Raw genomic sequence first — 12,444 nt, 5'->3', positions numbered from 1 at the left:
TGCAATCCGTGAAGCCAGCACTGCAGCCCGGCCGGTTGCTGGCCACCAGGTACCGGCTGATCGACCAGATCGGCTCCGGCGGCATGTCGGTGATCTGGCGGGCCCACGACGAGGTACTCGACCGGGTGGTCGCACTGAAGGTGCTCGCCCCGTCACTGGCCGCCGACGCCAGGTTCCGCGACATGGTCCGCGAGGAGGCCCGAGCCGCCGCACAGCTGGTGCACCCGAACGTCACCTCGGTGCACGACTACGGCGAGACGGTGTCGCCGGACGGCGCCATCACGTCGTTCGTGGTGATGGAGCTGCTCGCCGGCGAGGAACTGGAGTTCCGGCTCACCGAGGGGCCACTGCCGTGGCCGCAGGCGGTGGAGATCGGCGCCCAGGTCGCCGACGCGCTGGCCGCTGCCCACCGGCTCGGCATCGTGCACCGGGACATCACCACGGCCAACGTGATGATGACGCAGGTCGGTGCGAAGGTGCTCGACTTCGGCATCGCCACCCGGATCGGCGCCCCTGACGACGACGAGGACGGCGCCACCTTCGGCACCCCCGCGTACGTGGCGCCGGAACGGCTCGACGGTGCTCCGGCCCAACCGGCGACCGACGTCTACTCGCTCGGGGTGCTGCTGCACGAGACCCTGACCGGCCGGGTCCCGTACCCGGCGGACACCTGGGATGAACTCACCGTCGCGCTCGCCGAGCGCCCACCGCCGTCGCTGGCCGGGGTGCCGGGGCTACCGGCCACGGTGGCCGAGATCTGTCTGCGCTGCCTGTCGCGGGATCCCGCCGACCGCCCCACCGCCCGGCAGGTGGCGACCGTGCTGCGGGACCAGATGCTGCCCGCCGATCCGCAGGCCAACACGATGCTTGCGCCCACCGTCACGCTGCCCGCGATGGGGCGGACCGACGTCGCCCCGGTGCCTGCCTGGGTCCCGCCGACCACCGGCCCCACCGCTTTGCAGCCCGCCCTCACCGGGGCCGTCTCGGGCGCGCTGGCGGGCACCTCGGTCGCCCCTTCCGGTGGCGTCGCCGACGGCGCCGCCGGACATCCGGATGGGCGCGACGCGCAGACCGGCACCGGGGTGGTCGACGATGCCGGCTCCGTACCGGTCTCCGGGGCCGATCCGGGGCGGGGACGGCGGCTGCCGCGCCCAGCACCGGTGACCGGGGACGACCCGCCGCCGGGACGGCGACTTCGACGCCCGCTGCTCGTCACGGCGGCCGTGGTCACGCTGATCGCTGCGGCGCTGGCGGTGCCGGCGCTGCTGCCGGACGATGACGCCGGACCGCCCGCCGTACTACCCACGACCGGGCCGACGGCGACGTCCGAGCCGGCCCCGCCGGAGGTCACCGCCGGCGTGCCGCCGACCTCCGCACCGTCGAGCACCGCGTCCCCGCCAGCGGCGACGACCGGCGCGTCGAACCCAGCACCGGGTGGCGACAGCCTCGTCGAGGCCGCGAACCGCCTGGACGAGGTGATCGGTGCCGGTCTCGCCGACGGTGGCATCCGCGACGACGTCGGCATCGACCTGCGCAACGAGCTGCGCAACCTCACCCGGGCGGTGACCGGCGGCGAGGGCGAGTTGGGGCCGGGCGTCGCCCGGCTCCGGGAGAAGGTCTCCATCCGACTGCGCGAGAACGGGCTGAGCCCGGCGTACGCACAGCAGTTGGACGCGGCGATCACCGCGCTCGGTGCCGCACAGGTCTGAGAGCGACAGGTCAGGTCGGGGTGATCCGGGCCGGCTCACGCACCGCGGCACGCGGGGTCGCGGCGGCGAGGAAGCGGCGGTACACGTCCTCGTAGCCGACGGCCATCCGTTCCGTGGAGAAGGTCCGGGCCACGTGTGCCACGCAGTCCTTCGGGTCGAGGTCGGCGGCTTGGCGCAGCGCCGCCGGCAGCTCGTCCGGCCGTTGACAGATCAGCCCGCTCACCCCGGGGCGGACAAGTTCCGGCACCGCTCCCCGGTTCAGCGCCACCACGGGCGTCCCGGTGGCCATCGCCTCCAGCATCACGATGCCGAAGGGCTCCTCCCACTGGATCGGCATGACCAGGCAGCGCGCCTCGACCAACAGCCGCAGCACGGCCTTCCGGTCGGCGTCGAGCATCACCGTGACGTCCGGCCCGAGCATCGGCCGGATCACCTCGTCGTAGTAGCGCCGCTCGGCGGGCTCGTTGCACTTCCCGGCCAGCACCAGCGGCAGACCCGCCGCCCGGCAGGCGCGGATGGCCAGCTCCGGCCCCTTGTCGGGGCTGAACCGGGCGAGCCACAACACCGGCCCCTGGCTGGGGGCGTCCTTGCGCGGAAAGTCGTCGAGGCTCATCGCGTTGTGCACGGTGCCGACCCAGGGCAGGTGCGGATTCAATCCCCGCTGGGTGTGTGAGATCGCCACCAGGCCCACCCCCCGGTCGGTGTTGCTGAGTACCGTGCCGTACTCGCCCACCGGGTTGCCGTGCACGGTTGCCACCGTGGGTACCTCCCGCCGGCCGGCCACCAGCGGGCCGATCGTGCTGTGGTCGTGCACGATGTCGAAGTCGGCCGCACTGAGCAGATGGTTGACCCGGGCCAGGTGGGCCAGTTCGGGCAACGCCTCCCCGAGGCGGTCGAACTGCAACTCGTCGAGGGTGGCGAGGAAATCGGCGGCGGTGCCGTGCACCGCACCGGCACCCATCAACGTCACCGCGTGCCCCCGGGCGACCAGGGCGTCGACCAGGCCGGCCACCACCTGTTCCAGTCCGCCGTAGCCGGGCGGCGGTACCGACAGCCAGGGCGGCACGACCATGGCGATCCGCAATCGCTGCTCACGCGCAAGGTTGTCGGCCACGTGCCCTCCCCGTCGCTGTCCGGAGGCGTCGGCCCCGATCGGCTGCCGTGCTGGGATCGAGCGTCTTCCCGGTCCCGGCAGGGACAAACCGGGTCGCCGGGTCGCCGATTCAGCCACCTACCAGCAGTTGGTCCCGTACCATGCACACACCCTCGGCCGACCACGCGATCCGCTCCGCCTGATCCCGCTCCCACCAGGACCGCACCACTCCGCTCAGGGTCACCGTGTCGCCGCGCACCTGGACGGTCACCCGTTCCGTGCCGATCCCCCGCAGCAGGGCCCGTTGCACGTCGGTGCGGACCCGGTCGCTGTCGGCCGGGGCGGCGGGCTGCACCTCGACCAGGTTGGTGACACCGCGTACGCCCCGCAGCCGGCGCAGCTCCCGCTCGGCGGTACGCCGCTGCCAACCGAACTCGACCGCACCACGCAGCATCAGCCAACCGTCGGCGACGGTGAGGTCCAGCCGCTCGGCCGGCACGAAACTGTTCCACTCCAGTGCCCGGCTGGCCGCGATCGCCAGGTCGCCGTCGGTGATGTCGACCGGGCCGGTGGGGCGTACCTCTATGTCGTCGGCGACCGCCCGCACCCCGCGTACCCGTTGGGCCCCGCGCACCGCTGCCCACCGGCGGGCGGCGCTGTCCACGCCGCCGGTGAGCGAAACCACCCCGTCGCGCACACTCACCCCGATGTCGGTCGAACGCACCTGCGCGTCCCAGGCGAGTTCGTCGAGCACGTCGCGCTGGATCCGGTCGTCGCTGCGGGTCGCCGTCGTCGCGGTCATGGCACCCCCATCCGCCTCGGGTCTTGTCCCCCGAGGCTGCCCGCCGACGGGGTGAGCCTGGTTCACCCGGTCGGGGTGAACCGGGCCTGAGACTAAGACGGAGGAAGGGCGGCGGGTGCCATGGCCAACCCCCTTGGCCACGCCACCCGCCGCCCCGGAGGGAGGAAGCAGGTCCTGTTCGTTAGGACGCTTCGGCGAGCGTCACGGTTGCCGTCGCCTCGGCGCCATTTCGCTGGTACGTCACCTCGACCTGGTCACCGACCTTGCCGGCCTGGACGGCGGCCACCAGGTCGTTGGAGTCGTTGATCACCTTGTCGCCGAACCGGGTGATCACGTCACCCTGTTGCAGCCCGGCCCGCTCGGCCGCGCTGCCCGGGTTCACCGCGCCGATCAGCGCGCCGCCGTCGGGCGCTGCGTTCACGCTGACCCCCAGCGACGGGTGACTGACCTTCTCGCCACGCTGGAGCTTCTCCGCGACGTCCTTGGCCTTGTTGCTCGGGATGGCGAAGCCCACGCCGATGTTTCCGGTGCTGCCCTGTCCCGCGGTGGCGATCGCGGTGTTGATGCCGATCACCTCGCCCCGGGTGTTGACAAGTGCGCCACCTGAGTTGCCCGGGTTGATCGGGGCGTCGGTCTGCAACAGCCCCGAGATCGAGCTGACCGCCTGACCCGGAAGTTGCTGGCCGCCACCGGCCTGGATGGTGCGGTCCCGGGCGCTGAGGATCCCAGCGGTGACCGAGCCCTGCAGACCGAGCGGGCTGCCCAGTGCGAGCACCTGGTCACCGACCTGCATGGCGTCACTGTCGCCGAGGGTGGCCGGTTGGAGGTCGGTCAGCCCGTTCGCCTTCAGCACCGCGAGGTCGGTCTTCGGGTCGGTGCCGACGACCTCGGCCTGGGTGCTGGTGCCGTCCGCGAAGAAGACCCGGACCGTGTCGCCGCCCCCGGCGATCACGTGGTTGTTGGTCAGCACGTAGCCGTCGGCACTGAGCACCACGCCGGAGCCCTCACCACTGCCGGTGCTGATGGACACGACGCTGTCCTGCACCGACGCGGCGATGCGCGGCAGGTCGGCGCCGTCGATCACGGGCGCGGCGCTGTAGGTGCGGGTCACCCCGCCGCCGTCGCTCAGCGCCAGGGTGAGCGCCCCACCGGCGACGCCGCTGCCCAGCATCAATGCGAACACCGCCACGCCGGCTCCGGCAAGCTTGGCGATCTTGCCGAGGCGGGGCCCGCTGGACGGAGTGGGTGCCCACGGGGCCGGCTGCCCCGGGTACCCGCCCGGAGTTCCGGGCTGCCCCGGGTAGCCACCCGGCGTGCCGGCGGCCTGCCCGGGATACCCGGACTGGGCGGCACCGGGCCCGGTCGGCTGGGCGCCGCTCCAGGCGGGCTGGCCGGGATACCACGGGTTTGTGGGGTAGCGGGCACCCGGCTGGTACGGATGCTGGTGGTGGTGGCCGCCGGTCGGCGCCCAACTGGGCTGACCGGAGACCGGCTGTGCCGCCGGGGTCGAGCCGGCGGGGGCCGGGGCCGGCTGGCTCGGCGCGGCGTCCGGGCCGGCCGGCGACGGGTCGACGGCCCGGACCGGTACGGTCGGCGCCTCGACCGTCGGGTCGGCGTCGGGACGGGCGGGGGACGGGGAGTCGGACCGCGCGTACTCGGCGCGGGACAGCTCGGGATGCGACGGCTCGGCGTCGGTAGGGGCCGGCCGGCGCGGGTCGGACTCGTACTCGGTCATGCCCCTACCTTCTCCCATCGCTCTGCGTCCCGCCTTGGGCTGAACTGAGGATTGGCTGAAAATCACTAGTCATCGATGTCGGTGTCCGGTGCGAGCGGCAGCCGTACCCGGAAGGTGGCACCGCCACCCGGCGTCTCGGTCACCTCGACCGTGCCCTGGTGCACGGTCACCAGCGCGGCCACGATGGCGAGGCCGAGACCGGTGCCGGTGTTGCCGTCGGTCCGGCGGGTACGCGAGGCGTCCACCCGGTAGAAGCGCTCGAAGACTCGCTCCGCCTGCTCGGCGGTGAGCCCCGGCCCGGTGTCGGCCACCTCGATCACCGCCAGGTTGCCGGGTTCGGCGCGCAGCCGCAACGTCACCGCCGCACCGGGCGGGGTGTGCCGCACCGCGTTGGTCATCAGGTTGCCGATCACCTGCCGCAGCCGGGCGTCGTCGCCGCGTACCACAAGCGGCCCGGAGCCGGGCTCGATCTCCAGCTCGATCCGCCGGTCCGGTGCCATCGCCCGGGCCGCCGCCACCGCGTCGGCGGCCAGCACCGGCAGCTCCACCGGGGCGAGCGAGAGCGGTCGTTCGCGATCCAGCCGAGCCAGCAGCAGCAGATCCTCCACCAGCAGACCCATCCGGGCCGCCTCGTCCTCGATGCGGCGCAGCAGGTCGGAGGTCTGTTCCGGGGCGCGGGCCGCACCCTGGCGGTACAGCTCGGCGAAGCCCCGGATGGTGGTCAGCGGGGTACGCAGCTCGTGTGAGGCGTCCGCCACGAACTGGCGCATCCGTTCCTCGGAGCGGCGGGCCCGGGCTTCGGAGGCTCGGGCCCCCTCGGCGGCCTCCCGGGCGGCCACCTCGGCGGCCCGGGCGGCGGACTCCGACGCCGCCCGGGCGGTGAAGGCCATCTCGATCTGACTGAGCATCGCGTTCAGGGCCCGGGAGAGCCGCCCCAGCTCCGAGGTCGGGCAGGGCTGACCGTCCTCCGGGTCGGGCACCCGTCGGCTCAGGTCTCCGCCGGCGATGGCGGCGGCGGTACGTTCGATCTCCACCAACGGCTTGAGGCTGGTCCGGACGATCGCTGCCCCGATCGAGGCGAGCAGCACCAGCACGGCCCCACCGACCAGCAGGTCGATCCAGATGAGCCGTTTGACCGCCTGATCCACGTCGGTCAGGTGCTGCGCGATCGCCGTCCACTGACCGTTGGGCAGCTCGGTGTACAGCACTCGCCAGCGCATGTCGCTGGCCCGGGCCCGGGCGGGGAACGGCTTCCCGGCCGCCTGCTCGAAGCCGGCGGCGTTCTCCGGCCAGGGCGGCAGGTCGTTGATGTCGAACCGCTTGGTGTCGAAGTAGACCCAGGAGACGGCGCCGGTCCGGCTGTCGGTGAAGACCACCAGGTAGTCGGTGGGCAGGTCGGTGCCGAACCGCTCGGCGCCGGCCACCGCTTCGAGGTTGTTGGCCGAGGTCGTCAGTTCCGCGTCCACCTGGTCGACCAGGTAGCTACGGAGGAAGATCGTGGTCAGCGAGGCGATCACCAGCAGCGCGGCGGCGACCAGGGTCAGCACGGCCGCGACCAGCTTGACCCGCAGCGGTACCGCGCGGAGCCGGAGCTTGCCCTGCTGGAGGGCGTTCACGCCGCCGGCTTGCGCAGGACGTACCCGACGCCACGCAGGGTGTGGATCAGCCGGGGATCGGTCGTGTCGACCTTGCGACGCAGGTACGAGATGTACGACTCAACGATGTTGTCATCGCCCCGGAAGTCGTAGTTCCACACGTGGTCGAGGATCTGCGCCTTGGACAGCACCCGGTTGGCGTTGAGCATCAGGTAGCGCAGCAGTTTGAACTCGGTAGGCGAAAGCTGCACCCGCTGACCGGCCCGGTACACCTCGTGGGTCTCCTCGTCCAACTCCAGGTCGGCGAAGGTGAGCCGGGCGGGTGCCTGATCGCCGGTGCTGGTGCGGCGCAGCACCGCCCGGATCCGGGCGGTCAGCTCCTCCAGGCTGAACGGCTTGGTCACGTAGTCGTCGCCGCCCAGGGTGAGCCCACGGATCTTGTCGTCGGTGGCGTCGCGGGCGGTGAGGAAGACCACCGGAGTACGCGTACCGCCCTCGCGCATCATCCGGATCACCTCGAACCCGTCGAGGTCCGGCAGCATCACGTCGAGCACCACGAGGTCGGGACGATGATCCCGAGCCGCGCTGAGCGCGGCGCTGCCGCTGGTGGCGGTGGCCACGTCGAATCCCGCAAAGCGCAGGCTCGCGGAGAGCAGTTCGAGGATGTTGGGATCGTCCTCGACGACGAGCAGTCGCGCCTCGGTCTGGGTAGCGGCCATGCCGCCCATCATCCGCGCAGACACTGCGCCTCTGCTGGGCGGATCCTGGAAAAAACCTGTGAGCGACAGGATCGGCCCGCTGCTCCAGCCACCGGGTCACCCGGCACCGACGGTCAGGCGGCCAGCGGCAGCTCCCGCTCGCCCGCCACCCCGGCGGGGGATGCCGCGGCCGGAGAACGGGTCGGTCCCGGCAGCACTGTCGCTGCGGGCCGCGCCGGCTGCCCGGGCACGGCAACCACCGACGTCGGCTGCGCGACTGGCGTCGACGGTACGAGATGCACCGCCGACTCGGCGACCCGAGCCAGCGCCCGCCGGTCGGCGGACCGTCCCGGATGCAGCGGCGCGGCGATGTCGACGCAGACCGTCAGGCTCCGGACGGCGAGCATCCGCCGCACCGACCGCAGCAGCGTCTCGTCGCCCACGAAGGCCGGTGCCGTGGTGGTCTCACCGGTCACCCCGCAGCGGTAGCCGATCCGCAGTGGCACGACGGGCGCTCCGGCGTCGATCGCGGCCTGGAACATCGCCGGACGGAAACCGGTCGGCGGACGGCAGCCGGCTGAAGCACCGCACCAGGTGGTGCCCTCCGGGAACACCGCGACCGAGCGGCCCGCCCGCAGCGCCGAGGCGACCCGACCCACCGTCGCGGGCAGCCCACGAGGGCGAGAACGGTCCACGAAGACGGTGCCGCCCGCGCGGGCGAGCAGACCGATCAGCGGCCACCGCCGTACCTCCTGCTTGGCCACCAGCCGGGCGGGCGCGACCGCGAGCAGCGCCAGGACGTCCCACCAGGAGACGTGGTTGGCGACCAGCAGGGCCCGCCGCCGAGGCAGCCGGCCGCGCACTTCGAGGCGTACGCCGCAGGCGCGGGCGGTGGATCGGGCCCAACCGCGCAGCGCGGCCTGACGTTCCCGGGTCGGCAGCGCCGGGAGCAGGGCCGCCAACCCGACGCCGAGCCCGAGCAGGCCGAGCAGGCCGGCGGCGCGACCCAACTGCCGGACCGCCGAGATGGTGGGAGCATCGCCGGGGCCGGGCAGGCAGTCCGGACCGCAGCCGGAACTGGGCCGCCACAGCGTGTTCACGGCTGCCCGCCGAGGAAGTGCCGCAGGTAACGCGGGTTGATCCGATCCATGCAGAGCAGCACGTAGAAGTCGGCCACCCCGAAGTCCGGGTCGTACGCCGGCTCCCCGCAGACCTGGGCGCCGAGCCGCAGGTACCCGCGTAGCAGCGGCGGGACCAGCCGGGCCGATCCGGCGACGGTCTCGGTCGGCACGCCCGGTTCGGTGAACCAGGGCCGCAGCGGCCGGACCCGCAGCGGCGGCGGTGACAGGTGCTTCGCCCGCGCCTGGGCCCAGATCTCGGCGGCGGCGAGGCCACCGTCGGCCACCGGTACGGAGGCACACCCGCCGAGCCAGCGCAGCCCGCGCAGGTGCAGGTAGCGGGCGATGCCAGCCCACATCAAGTTGATCACCGCTCCGCTGCGGTGCGCGGGGTGCACGCACGAGCGGCCGGCCTCGACCAGCTGGGTGCGCAACGGGTCGAGCGCGGTCAGGTCGAACTCGCCCTCGGCGTAGCGACGGTTGGTGCGCCCCGGCGGGAGCAGCCGGTAGGTGCCGACCACCTCACCGCTGCTCTCCTGGCGCACCACCAGGTGATCGCAGTAACTGTCGAAAACGTCGCGGTCGAGGCCGGCCGCGTCGGCGGACACGGTGGCGCCCAACTCGCCGGCGAACACCTGATGACGCAGGCGTTGCGCGGCCTCGACCTGGCTGGGGTTGTCGGCGATCGAGAGGGTGTAGCCGCTGGTCGTCAGTGCGACGCCCGCGGCCGGCAGAACGGCCATGCCCTCTGTGTAGCGCCCGGTCGGTTGCCGGCCATGGTGGCCGGCGATGTCGATCCGGTGAACGCCGGTCGGCGACCGGTGGCTGACCCGCCACCGCAGCCGTCAGCAGCGGCGTGCGAGGCTGCCGGTGTCCCGGCGACGAGGCCGGGCGGGCGGAGGGGCTTGATGATCATCGAGGGACGCTTCAACGGACCGTCCGGCTCAGGCAACGGCGGTTGGAGCGCCGGGGTCTTCGCCGCCGCGTACGGCGGGGACGGTCCGGTCGAGGTGACCCTGCGCCGACCGCCGCCGCTGGACACCCCGTTGACGCTTGTGGACGCGCAGGTGCGCGACCCGGCCGGCGAGGTGATCGCGCAGCTGCGCCCGGCGGGCGATCTCGGCGAGGTCGTCCCGCCGGTGGACCTGGCGACCGCCCGGGCCGCCTCGGCGGCGTACCCGGGGCTGGTGGAGCACCCGTTTCCCGGCTGCTACGTCTGTGGCCCGGAACGCGCCGACGGCCTGCGGATCTTTCCGGGTCGGCTGCCGGACGGCCGGACGGCCGCGCCGGTGCGGGCGCCCCGGCAGGTCGTCCTCGCCACGGTCTGGGCGGCCCTGGACTGCCCCGGCGGCTGGGCGGTGATCGGCGCCGGCCGCCCGTACGTGCTCGGCCGGATCGCGGCCCGGATCGACGCACTGCCCCGTCCGGGCGACGAGTGCGTGGTGACCGGTACGTTGATCGGCACCGAAGGCCGCAAGGCGTTCGTGCACACCAGCCTCTACGCCCCGGACGGCCAGCTACTCGGCCACGCCCGGGCAACCTGGATCGCCGTGTAGACACGTCTGTCCATCGGCTCGTACCTGGGGATGAGACGGCTCCTGCCTGAGGCGGACCACGATTTCCCGAACGAGCCCGATTGAATTGTTTGACCATTAACGTCACGCTGTGCAACGGCGCACCCCGGCGCCGCCACGGGAGGAGAACGATGACCGACGGGCGACCAAGCCCCACCAACGACGCACAGATCGTGGTTTCCGGTCTGACCAAGCGGTACCGCAACGTGCTCGCGGTCAACAACCTGTCCTTCACGGTCGAACCGGGTCGGGTCACCGGCTTCCTCGGCCCGAACGGTGCGGGTAAGACCACCACCCTGCGCATGCTGCTGAACCTGGTCACCCCGACTGCCGGCGGGGCGACCATCGGTGGCCAGCGGTACCCCGAACTGGCCGACCCGCTGCGGCACGTCGGCGCGGTCCTGGAGGCGTCCAGCGCGCACAAGGGCCGTACCGGCATCAACCACCTGCGGGTGATCTGCGCCGCCGCCGGGCTGCCGCGGGAGCGGGCCGACCAGGCGTTGGAGCTGGTCGGGCTGACGCCGGCCGCCAAGCGCAAGTTCAAGGGCTACTCGCTGGGCATGAAGCAGCGGCTCGGCATCGCCGCCGCGATGCTCGGCGACCCGCGGGTGCTGATCCTCGACGAGCCGGCCAACGGGTTGGACCCGGAGGGCATCCGGTGGATGCGCGGGTTCCTCAAGGGCCTGGCCACCGAGGGCCGTACCGTGCTCGTCTCCAGCCACCTGCTCTCCGAGATGCAGTTGCTGGCCGACGACGTGGTGATCATCGCGGCCGGGCAGTTGGTCCGGCAGGGGCCGGTGGAGCAGGTGATCGGTTCCATGGCGCAGGGCGTCCGGGTCCGGGTCCGTACTCCGCAGGCCGACGCGCTCACCGCCGCGCTGAAGGACGGGCCGGCCACGGTGGACAGCGACGGGCAGGGCGCGCTCCTGATCGGCGGGGTCGACGCCCCGACGGTGGGCCGGGCGGCCCTGGCGGCCGGGGTGGAACTGCACGAGCTGACCACTGAACGACCCGACCTGGAACGCGTGTTCCTGGAGCTGACGGCCGGAAAGGCGGGCATCCGATGAGCAACCTTGTCCGCTCCGAACTTCTCAAGATCCGTACGACCAGCACCTGGTGGTGGCTGGCCATCGGGGCGTTCCTGTCGATCGCCCTGGCCTTCGCCTTCAACGCGTGGCTGGCCAGCGAGACGCTCAGCGGCGGCGGGGAGGAGTTCGGCTACACCGGCGACGCCGCCTCCGCGCCCGCTCAGGCGGCGAACCTCTACACCTCGGGGCAGTACCTGGGGCTGATGTTCGTGATGCTCATCGGCATTCTCATGGTCACCAACGAGTTCTTCCACCAGACCGCGACCACGACGTTCCTGGCCACCCCGCGACGCACCTCGGTGATCGTCAGCAAGCTCATCGCGGCCAGCCTGCTCGGCTTCGCGTTCTGGCTGGTCACCACGATCATCGACCTCGCCGCCGGTGCGACGTTCCTGTCGCTGAACGACTACGGCACGCTGCTCGGCGAGTGGGAGGTGCAACGGGCCCTGCTGCTCAACCTGATGGCGTACGCGATCTGGACGGTGCTCGGCGTGGGCATCGGCACGCTGATCACCAATCAGTTGGGCGCGGTGATCACCGCCTCGGTGCTCTACCTGATCGGAACCCAGGTGGTGGGCCTGCTCTTCCTTCTGCTGGCCAACGTGCTGGACAACATGGCCGTGATCAAGTGGCAGGTGGTCTGGCCGGCCGCCGCCTCCCAGGTGATGATCACGCCAGGCGAGAACGAGATGCTGCCCGCCTGGTGGGTCGGCGCGCTCGTGCTGGTGGGGTACGCCGTGGTCAGCGGCGTGGTCGGAATCCTCATCACCCGGCGCCGCGACGTCTCCTGACACCCGGGCGACCGACTCGGGTCGCCTCCGCCCCGACGGGCCCGGTGCACCGGTCGACAGCCGGCGCACCGGGCCCGTCGGCCATAGCAGCGATCAAGGGAATACGCAGCGCTTACCGAACTTCTGGCATCTTCTGTGAATCCGACCACGCGACGGAGGCGGAAATGCCCCGGGGTTCGCTACGGCGTAGCCTGGAACCGTCCTCTGCGTCCGTCCCGGCGCATCGGACACCGCGTGACAC

General features: G+C 72.4%; 11 protein-coding genes. 4 read left to right on the top strand and 7 right to left on the bottom strand.

The window, feature by feature from the left end:
• Positions 1-8 precede the first annotated feature (8 nt).
• Positions 9-1,709 (top strand): serine/threonine-protein kinase, encoded by a 1,701-nt coding sequence (locus Vse01_RS17245; RefSeq protein WP_093405295.1) that lies wholly within the window; start codon positions 9-11, stop codon positions 1,707-1,709.
• A 10-nt stretch (positions 1,710-1,719) separates the two neighbouring features.
• Here the strand turns inward: Vse01_RS17245 and Vse01_RS17240 are convergent, their stop codons facing one another.
• The 7 genes from Vse01_RS17240 to Vse01_RS17210 form a co-directional block, all read right to left on the bottom strand.
• On the bottom strand, positions 1,720-2,781 hold the full coding sequence (locus Vse01_RS17240) for a glycosyltransferase family 4 protein (RefSeq protein ID WP_093405514.1): 1,062 nt from the start codon (positions 2,779-2,781) through the stop codon (positions 1,720-1,722).
• A gap of 151 nt (positions 2,782-2,932) precedes the next feature.
• Entirely contained in the window at positions 2,933-3,604 is a 672-nt protein-coding gene (locus Vse01_RS17235; protein ID WP_093405292.1) for a BON domain-containing protein, read from the bottom strand.
• 181 nt (positions 3,605-3,785) lie between these two features.
• Entirely contained in the window at positions 3,786-5,339 is a 1,554-nt protein-coding gene (locus Vse01_RS17230; protein WP_093405290.1) for a S1C family serine protease, read from the bottom strand.
• A 65-nt stretch (positions 5,340-5,404) separates the two neighbouring features.
• The gene (locus Vse01_RS17225) at positions 5,405-6,955 is read right to left on the bottom strand and encodes a HAMP domain-containing sensor histidine kinase (RefSeq protein ID WP_093405286.1); all 1,551 of its coding nucleotides are present in this window, start codon (positions 6,953-6,955) and stop codon (positions 5,405-5,407) included.
• Positions 6,952-7,653 carry a response regulator transcription factor gene (locus tag Vse01_RS17220; protein ID WP_093405284.1) on the bottom strand — a complete coding sequence of 234 codons (702 nt, stop codon included), beginning with the start codon at positions 7,651-7,653 and terminating at the stop codon, positions 6,952-6,954. Before Vse01_RS17220 ends, Vse01_RS17225 begins: the two co-directional genes overlap by 4 nt.
• 113 nt (positions 7,654-7,766) lie before the next feature.
• Positions 7,767-8,732, bottom strand: a complete 966-nt coding sequence (locus tag Vse01_RS17215; protein ID WP_093405281.1) for a lysophospholipid acyltransferase family protein — start codon at positions 8,730-8,732, stop codon at positions 7,767-7,769.
• The gene (locus Vse01_RS17210; RefSeq protein ID WP_093405280.1) at positions 8,729-9,493 is read right to left on the bottom strand and encodes a GNAT family N-acetyltransferase; all 765 of its coding nucleotides are present in this window, start codon (positions 9,491-9,493) and stop codon (positions 8,729-8,731) included. The genes Vse01_RS17215 and Vse01_RS17210 overlap by 4 nt, the downstream gene beginning before the upstream one ends.
• A 165-nt stretch (positions 9,494-9,658) precedes the next feature.
• Between Vse01_RS17210 and Vse01_RS17205 the strand changes: the two genes are divergently transcribed.
• From Vse01_RS17205 to Vse01_RS17195, 3 genes are all read left to right on the top strand, one after another.
• Positions 9,659-10,306: a PaaI family thioesterase gene (locus Vse01_RS17205; protein WP_093405277.1), complete on the top strand. Its 648-nt coding sequence runs from the start codon at positions 9,659-9,661 to the stop codon at positions 10,304-10,306.
• A gap of 149 nt (positions 10,307-10,455) precedes the next feature.
• Complete coding sequence (locus Vse01_RS17200) at positions 10,456-11,391, top strand: ABC transporter ATP-binding protein (protein ID WP_093405275.1); 936 nt, start codon at positions 10,456-10,458, stop codon at positions 11,389-11,391.
• On the top strand, positions 11,388-12,203 hold the full coding sequence (locus Vse01_RS17195) for an ABC transporter permease (protein WP_093405272.1): 816 nt from the start codon (positions 11,388-11,390) through the stop codon (positions 12,201-12,203). The genes Vse01_RS17200 and Vse01_RS17195 overlap by 4 nt, the downstream gene beginning before the upstream one ends.
• Positions 12,204-12,444 lie beyond the last annotated feature (241 nt).

Source organism: Micromonospora sediminimaris, assembly GCF_016863575.1.
Taxonomy (GTDB): domain Bacteria; phylum Actinomycetota; class Actinomycetes; order Mycobacteriales; family Micromonosporaceae; genus Micromonospora; species Micromonospora sediminimaris.
This window is presented reverse-complemented; position numbering and strand designations above follow the sequence as displayed.